The sequence below is a fragment of the Yersinia intermedia genome (assembly GCF_900635455.1).
Taxonomy (GTDB): Bacteria; Pseudomonadota; Gammaproteobacteria; order Enterobacterales; family Enterobacteriaceae; genus Yersinia; species Yersinia intermedia.
Genome location: NZ_LR134116.1, coordinates 1993604 through 2017003 on the forward strand (window position 1 = coordinate 1993604; position 23400 = coordinate 2017003).

Here is a 23400-nt window from a genome sequence, read left to right on the forward strand (position 1 = left end):
TCTAAATGAGGTAAGCCTATGCGCCGTGTTAAGGCGTTTTTATTACCGGTGATGGTGTTGGCGTGTATAGCGACATTGCTGGGGTGCAGCAGTCCGAAAGGGATTGCAGTAAATAAACAGCAAACCGTGGTAATGGATTCGTCGGTTCTGGCAGCAGGCATTTTGGCTTCTCAACCCGCAGTATCACTCTCTTCTGGCAACAATGTTGCACGTTCAGTTATCACGAATAGCCAGAATAAACCGATAAGAATCAATTACCGTTTTTATTGGTATGATGCGCAGGGCTTAGATGTGCCGCCACTGGAAGCGCCGCGCGTTATGGTCATTGCGCCAGGGGATGATGTTACTGTTCAATCAGTTAATAATAATTTTAATGCGCGCAGTGCACGCCTTCATTTATTTTTATAGCCGATTGATTTTCACGATTGGATTATTGGAGTAGGGCAATGAAAAGGTATTTATTTGTGGTTTTGGCAGCGTTAGTGCTGACCGGTTGTCCGTCCCGGACGCCTGTTGCGCCAACGACACCGCCAGTGACCATTGAACCGGTAACACCCCCAGTAATTGAGACACCTCCGCCGGTAGACACCGTGCCGCAGCCGCCGAAAGTGCAATCTATCGATTGGGCTATCAGTGTCGAGCCGTTGGTGGCGAAAATGGTGAATAACAACGAAGTGGCGAATGGCAGCATCCTGCTGTTGGATAGCGTTAAAAACAACACTAATGGTGCATTGCAAACGGCGAAAGCCACCGCAGCATTACATCAAGTGCTAGCGTCGAATAAAAAGTTTGTTTTGATCTCGCCACAACAATTAGCCGTTGCCAAGCAAACGCTGGGGCTTTCGGAAGAAGATAGTCTGGGATCGCGCAGCAAAGCGATTGGTTTGGCCCGTTATGTCGGCGCTCAATATGTTTTGTACAGTGATGTGAGTGGTGATGTGAAATCGCCAACCATTGAAATGCAATTGATGCAGGCGCAATCAGGCGAAATCATTTGGTCAGGTAATGGCCCGGTTCAGCGCTGATCCCTCTCTGTATGCATTCATTGGCAGCATAAATCCGGCGATGAAAATCGCCGATTATCACTTTAGTCCGGTAGCGGGGCTAACCGGTGAAAGCTGGCGTATTACGGCACCCAATATTGATTGGTTGGCGCGCCAACAGTCGGTAGCCAAGCGTCAGTTGGGAGTGAACCGGCGGCGGGAGCGAAAGCTGTTACGACACGTGGCAAATCAGCATTTCTCACCGGCCATTATTGCCGCTGATCAGCACTGGTTAGTGGTCAATTGGCTTGAAGGTGACGTTGTCACGAATGAGCAATTTGTTGAATTATCAGATAATGGGCAGTTGCCACAACTATTGGCCCGTCTGCATCATCTGCCTGCCAGTGGCTACCGTCTGGATTTGCGCGGTCAGTTAGCTCGTTATGGGCTGCTGATTGACCCAACACGCCACTCACCGGCCTGGTTGCGCCTGCAGCATGACTTTCTGCGCCGCGCGCTACCACAGCCCGTTAAACTGGCGACTTTGCATATGGATGTCCATCCCGGCAATGTGTTAATGGCCCCAACCGGGCTGAAGCTGATTGATTGGGAATATGCTGCCGATGGCGATATCGCATTAGATATTGCGGCGCTGTTTCGCAGCAATCACTGGTCATTACCGCAGCAACATATCTTTTTACAGCACTACTGCGCGAGTGAGCAGGGATATCATGACATTAACCGCTTATCCCGCCAGATACTGCGCTGGTTACCGTGGATTGATTACCTGATGCTAATGTGGTTTGAGGTGCGCTGGCAGCAAACGGGTGATGAGGTATTTTTACAATGGGCGTCGCCACTGCGCCAGCGGTTTAATTTATCGTTTTAATTTTAGCGTTACCCAAAGGCATTGGCGTTGCAGCCAGGCAAATCGAGTCCCTGTGGCACCCCGCCCGAAGGGTATTTTATTGAATGAAGTGAGGTTGTCGTGGGACCAGTAATGTTAGACGTCGCCAGCTATGAGCTGGATGCTGAAGAGCGTGAGATTTTGAAACACCCGCTGGTGGGCGGCCTGATTTTGTTCAGCCGTAATTTTCATGATGCAGAACAGTTGCGCGAGTTAGTTCGCCAAATCAGAGTGGCCTCTCGTGAGCGTCTGGTGGTGGCCGTTGATCAGGAAGGGGGCCGGGTGCAGCGTTTTCGTGATGGCTTTACTCGCCTGCCTGCGGCCCAGTCGTTTGCCGCTATTAATGATGCTGCTACTGCGGCTAAGCTGGCGCAAGAGGCCGGTTGGCTGATGGCGGCGGAGATGATAGCGATGGATATCGATATCAGTTTCGCGCCGGTACTGGATATTGGCCATGTTAGCGCGGCTATCGGTGAGCGCTCTTTCCACAGCGAGCCACAACAGGCTCTGGCGATGGCAGAATGCTTTATCCGAGGTATGCATAGTGCTGGGATGAAGACCACCGGTAAGCATTTCCCCGGCCATGGTGCGGTTACTGCAGACTCCCATAAAGAAACGCCACATGATAATCGACCACTGGCAGAAATCCGTACTCATGATATGGTTATATTTCGCGAGTTGATCGAGCGGCGATTGTTGGATGCCATCATGCCTGCTCACGTGATTTATACTGAAGCGGATGCGCGCCCAGCTAGCGGCTCGGCGTATTGGCTTCAGCAGATATTGCGCCAGGAGTTAGGCTTCGACGGCATTATCTTCTCGGATGATTTATCGATGGAAGGTGCTGCGATCATGGGCAGTTACGCCGAGCGCGGGCAGGCTTCGCTGGATGCCGGTTGCGATATGATTCTGGTGTGTAATAACCGTCAGGGTGCCATCAGCGTGTTAGATAACCTGTCTCCGGTCAAAGCGGATCAGGTTGCGCGCTTATATCATTCTGGGCAGTTTGAGCGCCGCTCGTTGATGGAGTCATCACGCTGGCAACAGGCGAACAAGGCATTAACCGCACTCAGCGAACGTTGGGATGCGCATAAGAGCCAATTGAAATAAGTTATATACTTTAAATAATTCGAGTTGCAGCCAACGTACATGCGACTTGAAGTCTGACGAGTATAAGTCGCGAGGATAAATATGATCGTCTATTTACATGGTTTTGATTCCAATAGCCCCGGCAATCACGAGAAAGTCCTGCAACTGCAATTTATCGATCCAGATGTGCGCTTTATCAGTTACAGCACCTTGCATCCTCGACACGATATGCAGCATTTACTGAAAGAGGTGGATAAAGCTATTCAGCAGGGCGGTGATGCCAACTCACTGATCTGTGGTGTTGGTTTAGGTGGGTTTTGGGCTGAACGCATTGGTTTCCTGTGCGGTATCCGCCAGGTTGCTTTCAACCCGAATCTGTATCCGCAGGACAATATGGGCGGTAAAATCGATCGCCCAGAAGAGTATGTTGATATCGCCAGCAAGTGTATTAATGACTTTCGCGAGAAAAATCGCGATCGTTGTCTGGTGGTATTGTCTCGCCATGATGAAATGCTTGATAGCAAGCGTACTGCGAATGACTTACACCCTTATTATGAAATTGTGTGGGACGAGAAACAAAAGCACAAGTTTAAAGATCTTTCGCCACATCTTCAGCGCATTAAAGCCTTTAAAACCCTTGGCTAGCGTAAAGCGATTGCTGAGCCTAAAATCGTCAACTTGTTAATGATTGGTTAATCATAAAGTCTGTAACGTTCTGCTAACCGGCTTGGATAAGGGAATCTAAATCCTTTCTCCAGGCCGTTTTGTTGATATAAAACGGCAAAATAAGCTTTTTCCTCACTGCAAATAGAAAATCGCCAAACTGTGACTAAACGCTAACTATTTGAATCCTATTCCAGAAAAATCCCCTATGCTGCCACTTTAATCAAAAAAAGTTGATATATATCAATTTTGGTATGACCAAATAACCCTGCATGATATTCTGGCTACAGATTATTGATTTAGCATCAGCGAACCCTATGTTATCTAAGGATATTATTCCTTTACCCTTAGCTAACAATTGGTTCACATTTAGGGGGTCATTTTGACAACGCCGAAGAAAAAAATCGTTATTATTGGTGGTGGTGCTGGCGGCCTTGAGCTGGCGACCAGCTTGGGTCATAAATTGGGTCGCAGCAAGAAAGCTGACATCGTTCTGGTTGATCGCAACCACAGCCATCTGTGGAAACCGCTGTTACACGAAGTTGCCACCGGTTCTCTGGATGATGGCGTCGATGCATTGAGCTATTTGGCTCATGCTCGTAACCACCACTTTAATTTCCAGTTAGGTTCCTTAACTGACATTAACCGTGAAACCAAAACCCTCAGTTTGGCTGAGATTTGCGATGAACACGGTGATGTACTGGTGACGCAACGTGAATTGACCTATGACATTCTGGTCATGGCATTAGGCAGTACCTCTAACGATTTTGGCACGCCGGGCGTAAAAGAGAACTGCATCTTCCTTGATAATCCGCATCAGGCGCACCGTTTCCATAATGAAATGCTGAACCTGTTCCTGAAATATTCAGCGCAGCCGGGTGAAAAAGGGAAAGTTAACATTGCGATCGTTGGTGGTGGTGCTACCGGTGTGGAACTTTCTGCGGAACTGCACAATGCGGTGAAACAACTGCATAGTTACGGTTTTGAGGGCTTAGACAATCAAGCACTGAATGTGACGCTGGTGGAAGCTGGCGAGCGGATTCTACCCGCATTACCTCCGCGTATCTCAGCCGCCGCGCATCAGGAGCTGATTAAACTCGGCGTACGTGTGCTGACCAAAACCATGGTGACCAGCGCGGATAAGAAAGGGTTGAATACCAAAGAGGGTGAGTTCATTAACGCTGACCTGATGGTATGGGCGGCAGGTATCAAAGCACCGGACTTTATGAAAGATATCGCTGGGCTGGAAACCAACCGTATCAATCAGTTGGTGGTGGAACCAACACTGCAAACGACGCGTGATCCGAATATCTTTGCTATCGGTGATTGTGCTTCTTGCCCGCAGCCAAGCGGCGGTTTTGTCCCTCCGCGCGCGCAGTCGGCGCACCAGATGGCTAGCCGTTGCTACAGCAACATTCTGGCGTTGCTTAATGAGCAGCCGCTGAAGCCGTACATCTATAAAGACCACGGTTCACTGGTTTCACTGTCGAAGTTCAGTACAGTTGGTAGCCTGATGGGTAATCTGATGCGTGGTTCAATGATGGTCGAAGGGCGTGTTGCCCGTGTGGTGTATATCTCGTTGTATCGTATGCACCAAGTGGCATTACACGGTTATACCAAGACGGGCCTGATGATGCTGGTGGGTGGAATTAATCGGGTTATTCGCCCGCGCCTGAAATTGCACTAATCGCCTTGGTACTTAAACAAACCGCTGCCGCTAATGAAGGGTAGCGGTTTTTATTTGCCAGACCTTAGCGCACTTAAATTTAAACGTATTCGCATGTAATGTTAAATTTGCAGCATAAAATTTCGCAGTCGCAAATTCCCGCAGTCGGATTCCTCCTAAACATATCCATTCACACCTGTTATATGGATGTTTAGTCCATTTGTCTTATTGCTAGCTCAAACGACTTTGTGCAGACTCCATGGTGTTTACAGACGGCGAGTCACGCACGCCGTATTCCGCTAATCAGAGACAGCCTTTGGTGCCGGAAACTGTCAGATTTTCTGTTTTTACGCTGGAATTCTGAGGCAGAAGATGCGTGGTAACACTTTCAGGAGGATTTCCTGTGAACAAATCAATGTTAGCAGGCGTGGGTATCGGTATTGCGGCCGCTCTGGGAATTGCCGCAGTTGCGAGTATGAATGTTTTCTCTGGCGCACCGCAATATGCACAAGTTATTGCGGCGACACCGATTAAAGAAACGGTCAAAACGCCTCGGCAGGAATGTCGTAATGTCACTGTTACGCACCGTAAACCCGTACAAGACGAGAATCAGATTGCTGGCTCAGTGTTGGGTGCGGTTGCTGGTGGGGTTCTGGGACATCAGGTAGGGGGCGGGCGAGGGAAGGATATCGCTACTGTTGCCGGTGCGTTGGCTGGCGGATATGCCGGTAACCGCGTGCAAAGTAATATGCAGGAAGGTGATACCTATACCACCACTCAACAGCGTTGCCAGACTGTCTATGACAAGTCACAGAAAATGCTGGGATATGACGTAACCTACAAAATTGGTGATCAGCAAGGAAAAATTCGTATGGATCGTGATCCAGGTACGCAGATCCCGATCGATAAAAATGGTCAACTGATACTGAACGACCGAGCATAATACAAAATCTGTTGTCCAAGACCTGGTACCAAGAACCCGCGATTTAGTGCTAATTCTGATCGTTTAAACCGAACATGTTTTTGCCGCAAACCGGCAGAAAATTTAAGCGAGTGGCATTAGCATTAACGCGGGTCTCTCATTGCTGAAAAACCCACGTTAACTCGCTGATTAGCCTACCCGATGCTGCGCAAAGGCGGCCAACAGCTCACTGATAAATTTCAACCGTTGCGAGCGGTCAGTTAAATCCTGCATAAACTTCAGCTTGGTTGGCCCTTCCAGGCGGTATATCTGCGGCTGGCGCTGTAGTAGCCCAATCAGATAGACAGGATCGACTTTGTTCTTATCGCTAAACTCAATAAAACCACCGCGCTCATTGCCTTCAATTCGCTTGATACCCAATTTCTGTGCCTGCTGGCGTAACTCTGCTGTATTTAACAGGTAGCGCGCCGGATCGGGCAACTTGCCAAAACGATCGATTAACTCCACTTTTAACTCATCAAGTTCCGTCTCATTACGGGCACTGGCGATACGCTTATAGAATGAAAGCCGAACATTGACATCTGGAATGAAATCTTCCGGCAACAGCACTGGCATACGCAATTCAATTTCAGTTTGGTTGCTGGTCAAATCTTCCAGTGATGGCTCTCTGCCTTCTTTCAGGGCATCAACCGCGCTTTCCAGCAGCTCCATATAGAGCGAGAAGCCAATGGTGGTCATCTGGCCGCTTTGGTCTTCACCTAACAGTTCACCCGCGCCGCGAATTTCCAGATCATGGGTTGCCAGCGCAAAGCCAGCACCGAGATCTTCCAGTGAGGCAATCGCTTCCAGCCGCTTTTTAGCATCTGTGGTCATCGCTTTTGGATTTGGCGTCAGCAGGTAAGCATAAGCTTGATGATGTGAACGCCCAACCCGACCGCGCAATTGGTGTAACTGTGCCAGGCCAAAGTGATCCGCGCGCTCAATGATAATGGTATTGGCGCTAGGAATATCAATACCTGTTTCGATAATGGTGGTACAGACCAAAACGTTGAAGCGCTGATGATGGAAATCATTCATCACCCGCTCCAGATCCCGTTCACGCATCTGGCCGTGACCGATAGCAATGCGCGCCTCAGGAACCAGCTCTGCCAGACGTTGTGTGGCTTTCTCAATGTTTTCCACGTCGTTATACAGGTAATAAACCTGCCCACCGCGCAGAATCTCACGCAGAATGGCTTCACGAATGACCAGGCTATCGTACTCCCGCACAAAGGTTTTCACCGCCAGGCGACGCGCCGGTGGGGTAGCAATAATCGACAAGTCGCGCATGCCGCTCATCGCCATATTCAACGTGCGTGGGATCGGCGTGGCTGTCAGGGTCAGAATATCCACATCGGCACGCATCGCTTTGATCCGCTCCTTATGACGAACACCGAAGCGATGTTCCTCATCGACAATCAGCAGGCCGAGATCTTGCCAGCGCAGGTCACTTTGCAGCAACTTATGGGTGCCGATAATGATATCGACTTTACCTTCAGCGGCTTGCTCCAGAATCACTTGCTGCTCTTTGGCACTGCGGAAGCGGGACATCATTTCTATCCTTACCGGCCAGGTGGCAAAGCGATCCCGGAAGTTATCGAAATGCTGTTGGGCAAGTAGCGTGGTGGGAACCAATACGGCTACTTGCTTATTATTGGCAACCGCAAGGAATGCCGCACGCATTGCCACTTCGGTTTTACCGAAGCCAACATCACCACATACCAGGCGATCCATCGCCAGCGGCCGACACATATCGCTGAGAACCGCGTTAATAGCCTGTTCCTGATCTGGCGTGGTTTCAAACGGGAAGCTTTGGCAGAATAACTGGTATTGCTCGCGGTCATGTTTGAATTTAAAGCCAGACTTGGCGGCGCGCTGGGCATAGATATCCAGCAGTTCAGCGGCCACATCTCGCACTTTCTCGGCTGCTTTTTGTCGCGCCCGACCCCAGGCTTCTCCGCCCAGTTTATGCAGTGGCGCATTTTCATCAGCACCGCCGGAATAACGGCTGATCAGATGCAAAGATGAGACTGGCACATACAACTTATCTTCACCGGCGTAGGTCAGTATCAGGTATTCAGCTTTGATGCCGCCAGCTTCGAGTGTGGTTAACCCCAGATAGCGGCCCACACCATGCTCCAGATGAACGACTGGCTGACCGGGGCGCAGCTCGGCCAGATTGCGAATGAGGGTATCGGTATTGATGGTGCGCCGATTATCCTGCCGACGGCGGCTGACGCGCTCGCCAAGTAAGTCACTTTCACAAATCAGCGCTAACTGTTTATCGGTATCGAGGAAGCCGCGTTCGCTGGCACCGATCATCAGATAATGGCCGGGAGCCGCCACTTGTGATAACGCTGTTATCAGGCTCGGGCTGATTTTTATCCGTGCCAGCAGGTCTTGCAGCGTTTCTCGCCGGCCTTCGCTTTCGACTGAAAACACGATGCTACCACTGAATGTTTCGATAAAGCGGCGCAGGTTATCCAATGGCACTTTTTGCTGTGCTTGCACGGACACATCAGGCAGTGGCTGATAGTGCAAATTGGTATTAGCGGCTTTAGTGGGCAGTGCATCCGTCTTGAACTGGAGCCGAGGCCATTTTTTCAGTTCATTGAACAGCGAATCAACCCGTAACCAGAGCGTATCGGGTGCCAGCAATGGGCGCATTGGGTCAACACGGCGGCTTTCAAAGCGCTGGTTCACATCTAACCAGAAACGCTCGGCGGAACCCTCCAGGTCACCGGTATTCACCAATAAGGTATTTCCAGGTAAATAGCTGAACAGTGAGGGCAACGGCTGGCTAAAGAACAACGGTTGCCAATATTCGATACCGGCAGGCCAGATGCCTTTACTGACTTGCTGATAGATGTGTTCAGCGTCGCGGCGAACTTCAAATTGTTCACGCCATTGGCTGCGGAATAACTCGATTGCGGTTTTGTCTATCGGAAATTCATGGGCTGGCAGGAGGTTTATCTGCTCAACTTCGGACAGCGTGCGCTGCGAATCAACATCAAACACACGCAGACTGTCAATGTCATCATCAAAGAAATCAATTCGATACGGCTCTTCGCTACCCATAGGATACAAATCGAGCAATGCACCACGGGTTGCAAACTCACCATGTTCCATTACCTGATCAACACTGCGGTATCCTGCTTGCTCAAGTTGCGCCCGCAGCTTATCGCGCGATAGATGCTGGCCTTTTTTCATCACCAGCGCATGGCCGTGCAGGAATTCATGTGGGCATACGCGCTGCATCAGGGTATTAATCGGGAGAATAATAACACCGCGCTCCATCGCGGGCAGATGATACAAACATGAAAGGCGCGCTGAAATAATATCCTGATGCGGTGAGAAACTGTCGTAAGGCAGCGTTTCCCAATCGGATAGCGTACTTACCGGGCGGAGTGAGAATTGTTGCACCTCATCACGCAGGCGCAGCGCCGTTTGCATGTCAGGGGTAATTAACATTACCGGGCCATCATGGCGCTCAATGATTTCTGCACATTCCACCGCGCAGGCTGAGCCGGTCAACTGGCCTAACTGACGGGTATCACCAGGCCGCTGCGGCAATGAATAACGATATTGTTGGGACATAAGCAGTTAAACAGTCTCTTAGTTTGTATCCCCGTCACCCGTTAAGAGGCAGGGGGGGTGGCTGCCCTTGCTCATCTCAGCTACTTAGTTATCTAAGCGACTGAGGTTCACCCTCTGGGCTAGCATAAATGCTGTTCAAATCGGTACCCTACCGATTTGTGACTCGGTTGCCGCCTACCGGCATCATAAAATAATTGGGGCCTGGTTAACCCATGTGCCGTTCAGCATCACAGTATCCGCACGGCAGACGACAAATTATCTCGGCGGCTATCCTAGCACGTGAGGGGGCATAGCCACAGACTGGGCGCTCTGATTTGGAATAAAAGCCAGAGATATATCCAATAGATCTCAAGGTGCAGGAAGGCGGCAAGCGAGAAAATCCCGATGAGCTTACTAAAGTAAGTGATTCGGGTAAACGAGCGCGGCCAACACACCTGTAACTTGAAATATGAAGGATATAGGCGGTTAATGGTTCCATAAAGGCGTAGTACCCTTTATTATCCTCGATCACTTTGCTTTAGCAACAGGATCTAAACAGATTTCATGTATCAACCTGTCGCACTATTTATTGGCCTGCGTTATATGCGCGGGCGTGCATCTGATCGCTTTGGTCGGTTCGTCTCATGGCTCTCTACCATTGGCATCACGCTCGGCGTGATGGCGCTGATCACGGTACTGTCGGTGATGAATGGTTTTGAGCGTGATTTGCAGAATAATATTTTGGGGCTGATGCCGCAGGCGCTGATTACCACGCCACAAGGTTCTCTTGACCCGAATAAAATCCCCGCCTCAGCACTTAAATCGCTGGCTGGGGTTACCGATATTGTGCCGCTAACCACTGCGGATGTGGTATTGCAGAGTGCCCGTAATCTGGCGGCTGGTGTGATGCTGGGTGTTGATCCCGAGCGTCATGAACCACTGGCTGATTATTTGGTCAACGTGCACCTGAAAGATTTACAGCCGGGGAGTTACAATACTATCTTGGGCGAAAAACTGGCGGGCCAGTTAGGCGTTAAACGTGGTGAAACATTGCGTTTGATGGTCCCTAGCGCCAGTCAGTTCACACCAATGGGGCGTATTCCTAGCCAGCGGCTGTTTAATATCATTGGAACATTTGCCGCAGACAGTGAGGTTGATGGCTATCAAATGCTGGTTAATCAGCAGGATGCATCACGTCTGATGCGTTATCCGGCTGGCAATATTACCGGCTGGCGTCTATTCCTTTCACAACCTTTGTCCGTTGATAGCCTGAGCCAACAGGCGTTGCCTGAAGGCACGGTATGGAAAGATTGGCGGGAGCGTAAAGGCGAGTTGTTCCAGGCGGTGCGTATGGAAAAAAACATGATGGGGCTGCTACTTAGCCTGATTATTGCCGTCGCAGCCTTTAATATCATTACCTCGCTGGGCCTGTTAGTGATGGAGAAACAGGGTGAAGTGGCGATTTTGCAAACTCAAGGCCTGAGCCGCCGCCAAATCATGCTGGTCTTTATGGTGCAGGGGGCTACTGCCGGGGTAATTGGCGCATTGCTGGGGGCCGGGCTGGGTATTTTACTCGCCAGCCAATTAAACACTATCATCCCAATTCTCGGTTTATTGATCGATGGTGCCACCTTGCCAGTGGAGATTAACCCTGTACAGGTCACCGTGATTGCTCTGTTGGCGATGGCGATTGCTTTGTTGTCCACGCTTTATCCTTCCTGGCGCGCTGCCGCCGCACAACCTGCCGAGGCTTTACGCTATGAGTAACCATCCATTATTACAGTGTTTAGATCTGTGCAAGCGCTATCAGGAAGGGCAACTGCATACTGACGTATTGCGTAACGTGTCGTTCACTATCGAGTCTGGTGAACTGATGGCGATTGTCGGTAGCTCCGGTTCAGGTAAAAGTACCTTATTGCATCTGTTAGGGGGACTGGATTCCCCAACATCCGGTGAGGTCATTTATCAAGGCCGCTCACTGAATCAGCTCTCATCCAGCGCAAAAGCGGAATTACGTAACCGTGAGTTAGGTTTTATCTATCAGTTCCACCATTTACTGCCTGATTTTACCGCACTGGAAAATGTCGCAATGCCACTGTTAATCGGTGGGGCCAAACCCGCAGAGGCGCAGGATAAAGCCCGGGCGATGTTGACGGCCGTAGGGTTGGAAAAACGGAGCAAGCATCGGCCATCGGAGTTGTCTGGCGGTGAGCGTCAGCGGGTGGCGATTGCCCGTTCGCTGGTGAATAACCCGTCACTGGTTTTGGCGGATGAACCGACCGGTAACCTGGACCAACGTAATGCTGACAGCATCTTTAATCTGTTAGGTGAATTGAATGTCCGCCAGGGGACGGCATTTTTAGTGGTAACCCACGATTTGCAGTTAGCAAAACGTATGAGTCGCCAGTTGGAAATGCGCGACGGCCAGCTACAGCAACACTTGACACTGGTGGGGGCTGAGTAATGGGTGCGTCGCCACTTTCGCTTTTAATCGGCTTACGGTTTAGCCGTGGCCGCCGTCGTGGCGGTATGGTGTCATTAATTTCGGTGATATCTACCTTGGGTATCGCCTTGGGTGTCGCAGTGTTGATCGTGGGCCTAAGTGCGATGAATGGCTTCGAACGTGAGCTGAAAGATCGCATTTTGGCTGTGGTGCCACACGGTGAAATTGCGGTGGTTAATCAGCCGTTCAGTGGCTGGCCGCAAACCCTGCAACGCATTGAAAAAGCCCCCGGTATTGTGGCGGCTGCACCCTATATCAATTTCACTGGTCTGATTGAAAATGCCACACAACTGCGGGCGGTACAGGTCAAAGGTGTTGATCCGCAAGCTGAACAGCACCTTAGTGCATTGCCCAGTTTTGTTCTTGACCATGCTTGGGATAATTTCAAAGCGGGTCAGCAGCAGATTATTTTAGGTAAAGGTCTTGCTGACGCGTTAGGTGTGAAGCAGGGGTCATGGCTGACAGTGATGATTCCGAATAGCGATCCTGAAATGAAACTGCTGCAACCTAAGCGTATTCGCTTACAGGTAGCCGGTGTTTTTCAACTCAGTGGTCAGTTGGATCACAGTCTGGCACTGGTTCCTTTGGCTGATGCCCAACAATATTTGGATATGGGTGACAGTGTCACTGGTATAGCCATTAAGGTCAATGATGTATACAACGCGAATAAACTGGTGCGCAGCGCTGGCGAAGTGAGCAATGCGTATGTTTATATCAGCAGTTGGATTGGCACTTATGGCTATATGTATCGCGATATCCAGATGATTCGTACCATCATGTACTTGGCCATGGTGCTGGTGATCGGTGTTGCCAGCTTTAATATTGTGTCCACACTGGTTATGGCGGTTAAAGATAAAAGCAGCGATATTGCCGTGTTACGCACATTAGGGGCCAAAGACGGACTGATCCGCGCAATCTTTATCTGGTATGGCTTGCTGGCCGGGTTTATCGGCAGTATCAGCGGGGTGATAGTGGGGGTGATTGTCTCAATGCAATTGACCAACATTATCCGGGGGCTGGAACGGCTGATTGGTCATCAATTCTTGTCTGGCGATATCTATTTTATCGATTTCCTGCCGTCAGAATTGCACTGGTTTGATGTGGCTTGCGTATTAGCCACCGCATTGGTGCTGAGTTTGATTGCCAGTTGGTATCCTGCACGTCGTGCAAGCCGTATTGATCCTGCGCGAGTGTTAAGCGGGCAATAATTATCCCTGTTATATTTCAAGCCGCATGTGCGTTGGCCTGCTTTCGTTACTCGGCCCGTCCATGGGCCTCGCAGATAGAGGCCGCTGCAAGCAGTGTTCAACTCTGCTCCGGGCAGATTTGTCACCCCAGTCACTTGCTTTAGTAAGCGCCTGGGGACTAACTCAGTTGCCATTTTCCTACAGCTCGAATTATTTAGGGTATATAAGGACAATTCTATGTATTACGGTTTTGATATGGGCGGCACCAAGATTGAGTTAGGCGTTTTTGATGCCAATCTGCAACGAATCTGGCATAAGCGAGTCCCAACGCCCCGTGAAGATTATCAGCAGTTACTGCAAACTTTGCGTGATTTAACGCTGGAAGCTGATGCATATTGTGGTGTTAAAGGCAGTGTGGGTATTGGTATTCCCGGGTTACCCAATGCCGATGATGGCACCGTATTTACGGCCAATGTGCCATCTGCCATGGGGCAATCGTTGCAGGGTGATCTTTCCCGCCTGATTGAGCGTGAAGTTCGAATCGATAACGATGCTAACTGTTTTGCGCTGTCCGAAGCGTGGGATCCTGAATTTCGCACTTATCCAACAGTTCTGGGGTTAATTCTTGGCACGGGTGTGGGTGGTGGCCTGATTGTTAATGGCAGTATTGTTAGTGGGCGTAATCATATTACCGGCGAGTTCGGCCACTTTAGGTTACCGGTTGATGCGTTGGATATTTTAGGCGCAGATATTCCGCGCGTACCCTGTGGTTGCGGCCATAACGGCTGCATAGAGAACTATATTTCAGGGCGTGGTTTCGAATGGATGTATCAGCACTTCAACCAACAATCGCTGCCCGCAATTGAAATTATCGCCAACTATAATGCTGGTGAAGCCAAAGCTGTAGCTCATATTGAGCGTTTTATGGATGTGCTGGCGGTATGTTTGGGTAACCTATTGACGATGCTTGATCCACATCTGGTGGTCATCGGTGGTGGATTATCTAATTTTGATAATATTTATCAGGAACTACCGAAACGTTTGCCGCAGCATTTATTGCGAGTGGCTCGATTGCCACGCATTGAAAAAGCGCGTTATGGTGATGCGGGCGGCGTTCGTGGCGCTGCGTTTCTGCATTTGAGTGAGTAATAGCCGTCGCAAGCTATCTAGTTATTTCAAATAATATAGTTGTTTCAAACAATATAGTCGTAGCAAATAATAGAGTCGTCACAAACAATAACGATATCCAATATAGAGGCAAAAGTTATGCGTATTCGCCATCGGCTATGTCGGTTTCGCAAGAATAAGCATTTGCGGCATCAACGTTTTCGCTCCCGTATCTTCCATCGGGACAGTGCTGCTACAGCAGAAATGAAGAAACCGTTTGTGGTGGTGCTTACTGGTGCGGGGATTTCTGCTGAGTCAGGCATCCGTACTTTCCGTGCTGCAGATGGCTTATGGGAAGAGCATCAGGTGGAAGATGTTGCAACGCCTGAAGGGTATCGTCGCGACCCTGAGTTGGTTCAAGCTTTTTATAATGCCCGCCGCCGCCAGTTGCAGCAGCCAGAAATCGCACCCAATGCGGCGCATAAAGCGTTGGCAGATTTGGAAGCGGTGCTGGGTGATAACTTTGTTCTGATTACCCAGAATATTGATAATTTGCATGAAAGGGCGGGCAGTAAGCGTGTTATCCATATGCATGGTGAATTGCTGAAGGTGCGTTGCACGCAGTCTGGTCAGGTATTAGAGTGGCCGGGGGATCTCTCGGCTGACGAGCGTTGTCACTGCTGCCAGTTCCCATCCCCTTTGCGGCCCCACATTGTGTGGTTTGGCGAGATGCCGATGGGTATGGATGATATCTATCAGGCGCTGGCTGACGCTGATTTCTTTATCTCGATAGGAACTTCAGGCCACGTCTATCCAGCGGCTGGGTTTGTCCATGAGTCACGTTTGCATGGTGCTCATACCGTTGAGTTGAATCTGGAACCCAGTCAGGTAGAAAGTCAGTTCGATGAAAAACATTATGGGCTTGCCAGTAAAGTAGTACCGGAATATGTGCGCGAGTTTTTGACCACACGGGGTGAGAATCGCCAGGGTGGTAGCGGCAATTAGCCAAAATGGCGTATAAATAAACGATAGTCCCTGCGGGTTGATGAATAAATCACCCCGCAGGGTTTTAGCATCCCACCTTATTATTCTGGCTTAAGTTTGCCTAAAGCTGACTTGACGCAATATTTGATCATGATCACTTCCCCATAATGATATTCACTATTATGAGGGTGGGAACCATGGACAAATTACTCGACCGCTTTTTCAACTATGTCTCTTTTGATACACAAGCAAAAGCCAATGTAAAATCCGTGCCGAGCACTGAGGGGCAGCGCAAGCTTGCGCTGGCATTACAGCATGAGTTGCAGGCGCTGGGTTTTTCTCAGGTTACCTTGAGTGATCACAGTTGTGTAATGGCAACATTACCTGCAAATGTCTCTTGGCCGGTCCCCACTATTGGTTTTATTGCACATCTTGATACGTCACCTGATTTTTCGGGCAAAAATGTTAATCCGCAAATTGTGGAAAACTACCGTGGTGGGGATATTGCCTTGGGTATCGGAGACGAGGTGTTGTCACCGGTAATGTTCCCGGTGTTGCACCAGTTGCTCGGCCACACATTGATTACTACTGATGGTAAAACCTTGTTGGGAGCAGACGATAAAGCCGGTATCGCCGAGATTATTACCGCAATGGTGCGGTTAAAACACAGTAATGTGCCTCACGGGGATATCCGCATTGCATTCACTCCCGATGAAGAAGTTGGCAAAGGTGCACGTTTCTTTAATGTGGACGAGTTTGATGCTCAATGGGCTTATACCGTTGATGGTGGTGGTGTTGGCGAGTTAGAGTTTGAAAACTTTAATGCGGCGTCAGTAACGATCAAAATTGTCGGTAATAATGTCCACCCTGGCAGTGCCAAAGGGGTAATGGTTAATGCGTTATCATTGGCAACCCGTTTTCATCAGGAACTCCCTGCGGATGAAACCCCTGAATGCACTGAGGGTTACGATGGTTTTTATCATCTGCAAAGTATTAAAGGCACTGTCGAACGAGCAGAAATGCACTATATAGTACGCGATTTCAACCGTGATGGTTTTGAAGCTCGTAAGAAGAATATGGTAGATATTGCTAAGCGGGTTGGTAAAGGTTTACACCGTGACTGCTATATCGAAATTGTTATGGATGATAGCTATTACAATATGCGTGAACATATTGTTAAACACCCGCATATCATCGAACTGGCCCAGCAGGCGATGCGTGATTGTGATATCACACCCATTATGAAGCCGATACGGGGAGGCACTGATGGTGCACAATTATCCTTCCTCGGATTACCGTGCCCGAATATCTTTACCGGTGGTTATAATTATCATGGAAAACATGAGTTTATTACGCTGGAAGGAATGGAAAAAGCGGTCGCGGTCATCATGCGGATTTCTGAACTAACCGCAGCACGGGCTAAAGCATCATAAGTTGACTAGCCATTAGCTCAACAACCTATCGAAAACGCCCCGTAAATGGGGCGTTTTTGTATCTCTATTCACGGATATTAGTCGTTGAAATACCAATAACCGCTGTTAACCAGTTCTGCTAGCAGTGCCAGGAAGACCGGGTCTTCCAGTGCATCACCAAGTTGTTGAGCATCTACACTGAAATGTTGACACAAAGCATTGGCAGCACTCAAATGTGGCGTATCAATCAGTTCACCGTTAACAAAGCAGCTATCACCAATACGCAGGGCGCGCAGGCCAGTAAGGCGCTGCAATGGCTCACCTTGCTGTAGCAAATCATAGATCTCACTGACCTGATAAGGTGGTTCAGGCGGTGCAACATCCAGTTCATGCCGTGATTGAGAGGTAAACTCACCAAACCAGTTTTGGAAATGCTCAGGTTGTTGGAGTAAATCCAACATCATTGCCTGCAGTTTATCCACCTCGTGTGGCAAAATATCTGCCGGCTGGTCACGCAGTTGCAAATCAGGATCACTGTAGCGGTAACTCCCCAATTCACGCGAAAGGATATAGTCGGCAAAACCACTGACTAATTCACGGCCATTTGGTGCGCGAAAACCAACAGAGTAATTCAATGCATTTTCAAGTGCATAGCCTTCATGGGGGAAACCCGGTGGAATGTAAAGAATATCGCCCGGTTCCATTTCCTCATCAATGATGGCGTCGAAGGGATCGACTTGCAGTAAGTCAGGGTGTGGGCAATACTGCTTCATTTCAGTTTTTTCACCCACTCGCCAGCGGCGGCGGCCAGTACCCTGAATGATAAAGACATCATATTGATCAAAGTGCGGGCCTACGCCGCCACCCGGAACTGAGAAAGAGACCATCAAATCATCCATACGCCAATCAGATAGCTGACGGAAGGGGCGCATTAAAGCAGCAGCAGGTTCATGCCAATGGTCAACAGCTTGCACCAGCAGCGACCAATTATTTTCACCCAGGTGATCAAAACTCTCAAACGGGCCGTGACTCACTTGCCAACGCCCCTCTTCATGGCTTACCAAGCGGCTGTCGACTTCATTTTCCATGGCTAGCCCGGCAAGTTCATCCGGCGAAAGCGGGTCTATAAAGTTTTTAAAACCGCGTTTGAGGATAACGGGGCGTTTCTGCCAGTAACGTTGCAGAAAATCAGGCCAATCGAGGCAGAGTTGGTAATCCATATTTATTCCAGAATAGGAGGGAATTTGCTTGTGATTATAACGGAAGCCGGCCTTTAGTATCAGGGGTTGGCAGGCAAATTTTGTTAATCATCGTGATAATCATGTTGCTGGCCAAAAGTTACCATCATTTTGGCTCCACCTAACGGGCTTTCAGTGATGGAAATATCACCTTGGTACTGTTCAATAATTTCGGCGGCTACTGACAACCCTAACCCTTGTCCTGGACGTAAAGTATCAACGCGCTGCCCGCGCTGAAAAATCAGCGACCGCTTGCTTTCAGGAATTCCTGGGCCATCATCATCAACCACGATCGTTAGTTGTTTTTCAGAGTGCAGAGCAGTAATTTCAACAAATTCAAGACAATACTTGCAAGCGTTATCCAGCACGTTGCCCATCACTTCCATAAAGTCATTTTTGTCACCAAGGAAGGTGACTTCAGGTGAGATATCCAGCGTCAGTACCACCCCTTTACGCTGATAGACTTTATTCAGTGCGCTGCACAAGCTGTCTAACAGCGCCGGTACCGAGTGAATCTCTCGAACCAGTACATTTTGTTCGGAACGCATACTGGCACGGTGCAGGTAATAGCCAATTTGCTGAGAGATACGGCTTATCTGCTCTAGCATGATAGGCTCGACTTCTTCGATGGTTGTCTGCTTGCCGGTACGTAAAGAACGCAATGTAGTTTGTAATACTGCCAGCGGAGTTTTAAGGCTGTGGGTGAGGTCAGATAAGGTAGTGCGGTACTTGGTATAACGCTGACGCTCATTGGTGAGCAAAATATTGAGGTTTCGAACCAAACTTTGTAATTCACGCGGTGGATTTTCATCCAGTTGCTCGCGTTCACCTTTTTCCAACTGACTGATCTGACTGACCAGAGCTTTAATTGGCCGCAGACTCCAGTAAGCCGCCAGCCATAGTAAAGGAACCACTAATAGCAAATTAGCCAGTAACACATAGCTAAACCAATTCCACACCAAATCAGAGCGTTGTAACTCCTGTGGAATGGTGTCTACTACCACAATAGTTAATTGTGGCAAGCGGGAGGTCGCCGGATAAGTATTGACGGAGATTGAATGGGTTAGGGCGCTGTTATCCGTATCGTCGTATTTTTTGAGTTGGTCTTGGGCTTTGGGGTTATCACCTAACATCATACTACTGATGTGGGTTCCAGTATCCAACTCATAGAAGCCCGGTTTTTGTAACCAGCTTTTTTCAATATGGGATTCAAGCTCAGGCACATGACGCTGACGCCACAGAATATTGCCGTCTTTGTCGTAAATCAGAACCAACGTAGGGATGTTCAGTTCAAGTTCAGGGGGGACCGAAATACTGAGTTTATTATCATGCCACTGAGCCAAACTAAAAAATAAGTTACTTTCACCGCGATGGGCGCTGAAGGTATTTTTATCAAAGCTGACAATATAACCAACTACAGCAACCATACCATAGGATAACGACAGCGCTAAAATGACACCTGCTGTCGCCATAAGAAAACGCGCACGAAGTGAGAACGGTTTGCTATTTTTCCTGAGCATTGTGTCTAGCTGGCGTCAAAACGGTATCCCTGACCTCGGATGGTCGTAATCACTTCGCCTTCATGTTCTGCCAGTAGCTTTTTACGCAAACGGCCCATTAATACATCAATGGTGTGGCTCTCACGTAGTTCTGCATCAGGGTAGAGTTGCAGCATGAGCGTATCTTTGCTGACCACTTTACCGGCATTACGAATAAGGGTTTCGATGATAGTGTATTCAAAGGCCGTCAGTTTAATCTGTTGCTGGTTAACACACAACTCTCGACGCGAAAGGTCAATCTGAAATGGAGGGAATTCAATTACCTGAGAAGCTAAGCCAATATTGCGGCGCATCAACGCCTGCATCCGTGCGATGACTTCTTCGAGATGAAAGGGCTTAGTCACGTAATCGTCGGCACCCGCTTCCAGCACGGCAACTTTATCTTGCCAGCTTTCCCGTGCTGTGAGCACCAGAATAGGCAGATTTGTTTGATGACTGCGCCAGCGACGAATAAGACTTAAACCATCTTCCCCTGGAAGGCTGAGATCAATAATCGCGATATCCGGGGCATGCTCTTGCAAGAAATAGTCCGCCTCTTTAGCATCTTCCGCTGCATCAACTTGATGGCCCATTTCACGCATTTGCACCGTAAGATGGTGACGCAATAAAGCATTATCTTCCACAACCAGAACCCGAATACCACATTCCTCAATAAGACTTGCCGGGTAATGCAATATTACCCAGCAAGTAAACAATTAAAACCAACTACTTAGAAGTTATAACGTAAACCTGTTTGCATGGCTTGATCACTTACTTTCCAGTTATGGTAGGTGTAACCTACTTCCGCTGCAAGGTTCTGCGTCAAGGCGTAGCTTGTCGTAATTCGTGCTTCATGGAATGCACGGTGGTCATAGTTCGCCAGGCGATAGGCAACATTCATACCGATATTTTGCGTGAGTTTGCTCTTAATACCTATTTCACCGGTAGCGCTATTGTAGGTGTTGGTTTTTTCACCGTCTTTGCTGGCATCAAATACCATTGCATGGCGGCTGCCGCCCACTAAGCTATAAAAATCGATATTAGGTGAAAAAGCAAAGTGGTACCCCAAGCCGAGTACTGCTTCCGCGAGACCACGATCGTTATTGGCAATACTGTTCAGGCGGGCATCAATAAAGAGATCATTCTCAAATCCATAGCCACCATTCAGATATATGCCACCCATATCGCGATTACCGACATGGCTGTACTTTTTTTGGTCAAACTGTTTATCAAAACGGGCATTGTTGCTGATTGCACCGTATTGCAAGCCACCCGCGACATAAGTGTAATCACCCGCGATTGCGGCTGTACAGGTACCCATCAGGGCGAGAGATAATAAGGTTTGTTTCAACATATGATAATAGCTCCTGCAATTGTAACGTCCTTTTGACATTGCAGGTATTATCGATGATAGCGACTAAACCATTGCTAAACAGGCGGGAGTACACGGGAAAATAAGAAAAATCAGGGGATAATACAGGTGGCATTGGGTTACCACCTGTATTAGGGATTAAAATATTACTTTAATTCATCGACCATAGTGGCCGCCCGGCCAATATAATTAGCAGGCGTCATTGCTTTCAAGCGGATTTTTTCTTCTTCCGGTAAGGCAAGTCCATCGATAAATGCCTGCATACCAGCGGCATCCACACGCTTGCCACGGGTAAGTTCTTTTAATTTTTCATAAGGTTTTTCAATGCCATAACGGCGCATTACGGTTTGGATTGGCTCAGCCAGAACTTCCCAGTTGTGATCAAGCTCATCCCGTAGGTGCGCTTCGTTGACTTCCAACTTGCTAATGCCTTTCATCGTCGCCTGATAGGCGATCAACGCATAGCCCAAACCGACACCTAAATTGCGGAGCACGGTGGAGTCAGTCAGATCACGTTGCCAGCGGGAAACGGGCAGTTTACTGGCCAAATGCCCGAGCACCGCATTGGACAGGCCCAGATTGCCTTCGGAGTTTTCGAAATCAATTGGGTTCACTTTATGTGGCATCGTGCTTGAACCAATTTCACCGGCGATGGTTTTTTGTTTGAAATGATTTAGGGCAACGTAACCCCAAATATCACGGTCAAAATCGATCAGAATAGTATTAAAACGGGCAACGCAATCAAACAGTTCGGCAATGTAGTCATGAGGTTCAATTTGCGTGGTGTATGGGTTCCAGTTGATTCCTAGCGACGTGACAAAACTTTCGCTGAACTGATGCCAGTCAACTTCAGGATAAGCAACGATGTGAGCATTATAGTTACCTACTGCACCGTTGATTTTACCCAGAATTTCTACTTGTGACAGTTGACGGAACTGGCGCTCCATACGGTAAGCGACGTTAGCCAGTTCTTTACCGATGGTTGAAGGTGTGGCTGGCTGACCATGGGTACGGGACAGCAGTGGCAAATCACGGTACTGGTGGGCTAGCGCTTTAATTGAGTCAATAATCTGCCGCCACATTGGCAATACCACGTCCTGACGGGCGGTTTGCAACATTAAGGCATGGGATAAGTTATTGATATCTTCAGAAGTACAAGCAAAGTGAATAAATTCTGACACGGCGTGCAACGCCGGAACACTCTCTACTTTTTCTTTCAGAAAATACTCAACAGCTTTCACATCATGATTCGTCGTGCGTTCAATGGTTTTGATGCGTTGTGCATCTTGTTCGTTGAACTCTTGCACGATCTTGTCAAGGTAAGCGTTTGCGTCGGCATCAAAAGCCGGAACTTCTTTGATCTCTGTGCAGGCGGCCAGTTTTTGCAGCCAACGAACTTCGACCTGCACGCGGAATTTCAGCAAACCGAATTCGCTAAAGATTGGGCGCAGTGCGCTGACTTTGTCGCCGTAGCGACCATCAATAGGTGAAACGGCGGTCAGTGAGGATAATTCCATCGGTGGCAACTCCAATTACTTTGGTATGGTTCAATTATGAGCAAGAATACTCTGTGCCTGTTTAAAGAGACGATTTCGTGAAAACATTAACTGCAAGCGGCTTCCACCGACTTGCTGCCAAAGCACGGCTGAGCGAATACCCGCCAGCAAGGCGGCACGAACTTTTGCCTGCACCAGTGTGCTTTGTAGAATTGCAGGTGAACCGACCACTTGAATCCGTGGGCCGAGTGGGCTGATAACATCAGTATAAATCGATGCCAGCGAACTCATCATCGTTTCCGATTCAAGATCGAAATGCACCAATTGGCGATCAAGCTGACTGATTCGATCACCCAATGTATTCATGGCGGATTTATTGGCATTGAGCTTGCGCTCTAGCACCATCAGGCTCAGGGTGTAGCGGGTTAATTCTGCTGCCGGCCCCTGACGATTGGCGTTTAAGACACTTTGCAGGGTCTCTAATCCCATTTTCAGCGATTGTTCATTACCGCCGTACACCGCAATTGTTGACGGCGGGTCAGTCTGTAGTAGCCCGCCCAAGAGGGTATTCAATGCATCATTATCGCACTGGCCTTCATGAGCCAGTTGCTGAACCACGCGAGCGGACTGGCAGATCCCTGCCAGTGCCAGCGTAATATCATAATAATTCTTCGCCACGGTCACTCCTGTAAACGTTCGGGGTCATTACTAGGCTGAT

At 48.9% G+C, this 23400-nt stretch carries 20 protein-coding genes; 13 read left to right on the forward strand and 7 right to left on the reverse strand.

Annotated elements, in window-relative coordinates; genetic code table 11:
• The first annotated feature begins 18 nt into the window (after positions 1-18).
• From EL015_RS09045 to EL015_RS09075, 7 genes are all read left to right on the forward strand, one after another.
• Positions 19-408 (forward strand): YcfL family putative periplasmic lipoprotein, encoded by a 390-nt coding sequence (locus tag EL015_RS09045; protein ID WP_005183173.1) that lies wholly within the window; start codon positions 19-21, stop codon positions 406-408.
• A 38-nt stretch (positions 409-446) separates the two neighbouring features.
• Positions 447-1025 (forward strand): penicillin-binding protein activator LpoB, encoded by a 579-nt coding sequence (lpoB, locus tag EL015_RS09050; protein ID WP_005183170.1) that lies wholly within the window; start codon positions 447-449, stop codon positions 1023-1025.
• Positions 1026-1065: 40 nt separating this feature from the next.
• Positions 1066-1872: a thiamine kinase gene (gene thiK / locus EL015_RS09055; RefSeq protein WP_005183166.1), complete on the forward strand. Its 807-nt coding sequence runs from the start codon at positions 1066-1068 to the stop codon at positions 1870-1872.
• 111 nt (positions 1873-1983) lie between these two features.
• Positions 1984-3000, forward strand: a complete 1017-nt coding sequence (gene nagZ, locus EL015_RS09060) for a beta-N-acetylhexosaminidase (RefSeq protein WP_005183160.1) — start codon at positions 1984-1986, stop codon at positions 2998-3000.
• Positions 3001-3081: 81 nt separating this feature from the next.
• A complete protein-coding gene (gene ycfP, locus EL015_RS09065) occupies positions 3082-3624 on the forward strand; it encodes an alpha/beta hydrolase YcfP (protein WP_005183158.1) in 543 nt (180 codons plus the stop codon).
• A gap of 400 nt (positions 3625-4024) precedes the next feature.
• Complete coding sequence (locus tag EL015_RS09070) at positions 4025-5329, forward strand: NAD(P)/FAD-dependent oxidoreductase (protein WP_005183157.1); 1305 nt, start codon at positions 4025-4027, stop codon at positions 5327-5329.
• 382 nt (positions 5330-5711) lie between these two features.
• Positions 5712-6251, forward strand: coding sequence for a glycine zipper 2TM domain-containing protein (locus EL015_RS09075; RefSeq protein WP_005183154.1), 540 nt, complete (start codon positions 5712-5714; stop codon positions 6249-6251).
• A 168-nt stretch (positions 6252-6419) separates the two neighbouring features.
• On the opposite strand, the gene mfd is transcribed toward EL015_RS09075, so the two are convergent.
• A complete protein-coding gene (gene mfd, locus EL015_RS09080) occupies positions 6420-9866 on the reverse strand; it encodes a transcription-repair coupling factor (protein WP_005183152.1) in 3447 nt (1148 codons plus the stop codon).
• A gap of 543 nt (positions 9867-10409) precedes the next feature.
• Here mfd and lolC point away from each other — a divergent pair.
• The 6 genes from lolC to pepT all read left to right on the forward strand — a co-directional run bounded on the left by lolC (position 10410) and on the right by pepT (position 17059).
• Positions 10410-11612, forward strand: coding sequence for a lipoprotein-releasing ABC transporter permease subunit LolC (gene lolC, locus EL015_RS09085; RefSeq protein ID WP_005183149.1), 1203 nt, complete (start codon positions 10410-10412; stop codon positions 11610-11612).
• Entirely contained in the window at positions 11605-12309 is a 705-nt protein-coding gene (gene lolD, locus EL015_RS09090; protein ID WP_032905855.1) for a lipoprotein-releasing ABC transporter ATP-binding protein LolD, read from the forward strand. The genes lolC and lolD overlap by 8 nt, the downstream gene beginning before the upstream one ends.
• On the forward strand, positions 12309-13556 hold the full coding sequence (gene lolE, locus EL015_RS09095; RefSeq protein WP_005183138.1) for a lipoprotein-releasing ABC transporter permease subunit LolE: 1248 nt from the start codon (positions 12309-12311) through the stop codon (positions 13554-13556). The genes lolD and lolE overlap by 1 nt, the downstream gene beginning before the upstream one ends.
• 216 nt (positions 13557-13772) lie before the next feature.
• Positions 13773-14684, forward strand: a complete 912-nt coding sequence (nagK, locus tag EL015_RS09100; RefSeq protein ID WP_005183130.1) for an N-acetylglucosamine kinase — start codon at positions 13773-13775, stop codon at positions 14682-14684.
• Between the two features lie 117 nt (positions 14685-14801).
• Positions 14802-15647 carry a Sir2 family NAD+-dependent deacetylase gene (gene cobB, locus EL015_RS09105; protein WP_005183124.1) on the forward strand — a complete coding sequence of 282 codons (846 nt, stop codon included), beginning with the start codon at positions 14802-14804 and terminating at the stop codon, positions 15645-15647.
• 176 nt (positions 15648-15823) lie between these two features.
• A complete protein-coding gene (gene pepT, locus EL015_RS09110) occupies positions 15824-17059 on the forward strand; it encodes a peptidase T (RefSeq protein WP_005183119.1) in 1236 nt (411 codons plus the stop codon).
• Positions 17060-17136: 77 nt separating this feature from the next.
• On the opposite strand, the gene EL015_RS09115 is transcribed toward pepT, so the two are convergent.
• The 6 genes from EL015_RS09115 to hflD form a co-directional block, all read right to left on the reverse strand.
• Positions 17137-18258 (reverse strand): ribosomal protein uL16 3-hydroxylase, encoded by a 1122-nt coding sequence (locus EL015_RS09115; protein WP_005183118.1) that lies wholly within the window; start codon positions 18256-18258, stop codon positions 17137-17139.
• Positions 18259-18341: 83 nt separating this feature from the next.
• Positions 18342-19796, reverse strand: coding sequence for a two-component system sensor histidine kinase PhoQ (phoQ, locus tag EL015_RS09120; protein ID WP_005183115.1), 1455 nt, complete (start codon positions 19794-19796; stop codon positions 18342-18344).
• Between the two features lie 5 nt (positions 19797-19801).
• Complete coding sequence (phoP, locus tag EL015_RS09125) at positions 19802-20473, reverse strand: two-component system response regulator PhoP (RefSeq protein ID WP_126286824.1); 672 nt, start codon at positions 20471-20473, stop codon at positions 19802-19804.
• A 71-nt stretch (positions 20474-20544) separates the two neighbouring features.
• Positions 20545-21168: a YPO1635 family putative outer membrane beta-barrel protein gene (locus EL015_RS09130; RefSeq protein WP_005183109.1), complete on the reverse strand. Its 624-nt coding sequence runs from the start codon at positions 21166-21168 to the stop codon at positions 20545-20547.
• Between the two features lie 164 nt (positions 21169-21332).
• Positions 21333-22703 carry an adenylosuccinate lyase gene (gene purB, locus EL015_RS09135; protein WP_032905850.1) on the reverse strand — a complete coding sequence of 457 codons (1371 nt, stop codon included), beginning with the start codon at positions 22701-22703 and terminating at the stop codon, positions 21333-21335.
• 30 nt (positions 22704-22733) lie between these two features.
• Complete coding sequence (hflD, locus tag EL015_RS09140; protein ID WP_032905848.1) at positions 22734-23360, reverse strand: high frequency lysogenization protein HflD; 627 nt, start codon at positions 23358-23360, stop codon at positions 22734-22736.
• Positions 23361-23400: the final 40 nt, after the last annotated feature.

What these genes read in the sequence shown, in the direction of transcription:
- EL015_RS09045 (WP_005183173.1), top strand. Translation starts at nt 19, where the DNA reads ATGCGCCGTGTTAAGGCGTTTTTATTACCGGTGATGGTGTTGGCGTGT.
- lpoB (WP_005183170.1), top strand. Translation starts at nt 447, where the DNA reads ATGAAAAGGTATTTATTTGTGGTTTTGGCAGCGTTAGTGCTGACCGGT.
- thiK (WP_005183166.1), top strand. Translation starts at nt 1,066, where the DNA reads ATGAAAATCGCCGATTATCACTTTAGTCCGGTAGCGGGGCTAACCGGT.
- nagZ (WP_005183160.1), top strand. Translation starts at nt 1,984, where the DNA reads ATGTTAGACGTCGCCAGCTATGAGCTGGATGCTGAAGAGCGTGAGATT.
- ycfP (WP_005183158.1), top strand. Translation starts at nt 3,082, where the DNA reads ATGATCGTCTATTTACATGGTTTTGATTCCAATAGCCCCGGCAATCAC.
- mfd (WP_005183152.1), bottom strand. Translation starts at nt 9,866, where the DNA reads ATGTCCCAACAATATCGTTATTCATTGCCGCAGCGGCCTGGTGATACC.
- lolC (WP_005183149.1), top strand. Translation starts at nt 10,410, where the DNA reads ATGTATCAACCTGTCGCACTATTTATTGGCCTGCGTTATATGCGCGGG.
- lolD (WP_032905855.1), top strand. Translation starts at nt 11,605, where the DNA reads ATGAGTAACCATCCATTATTACAGTGTTTAGATCTGTGCAAGCGCTAT.
- lolE (WP_005183138.1), top strand. Translation starts at nt 12,309, where the DNA reads ATGGGTGCGTCGCCACTTTCGCTTTTAATCGGCTTACGGTTTAGCCGT.
- nagK (WP_005183130.1), top strand. Translation starts at nt 13,773, where the DNA reads ATGTATTACGGTTTTGATATGGGCGGCACCAAGATTGAGTTAGGCGTT.
- cobB (WP_005183124.1), top strand. Translation starts at nt 14,802, where the DNA reads ATGCGTATTCGCCATCGGCTATGTCGGTTTCGCAAGAATAAGCATTTG.
- pepT (WP_005183119.1), top strand. Translation starts at nt 15,824, where the DNA reads ATGGACAAATTACTCGACCGCTTTTTCAACTATGTCTCTTTTGATACA.
- EL015_RS09115 (WP_005183118.1), bottom strand. Translation starts at nt 18,258, where the DNA reads ATGGATTACCAACTCTGCCTCGATTGGCCTGATTTTCTGCAACGTTAC.
- phoQ (WP_005183115.1), bottom strand. Translation starts at nt 19,796, where the DNA reads ATGCTCAGGAAAAATAGCAAACCGTTCTCACTTCGTGCGCGTTTTCTT.
- EL015_RS09130 (WP_005183109.1), bottom strand. Translation starts at nt 21,168, where the DNA reads ATGTTGAAACAAACCTTATTATCTCTCGCCCTGATGGGTACCTGTACA.
- purB (WP_032905850.1), bottom strand. Translation starts at nt 22,703, where the DNA reads ATGGAATTATCCTCACTGACCGCCGTTTCACCTATTGATGGTCGCTAC.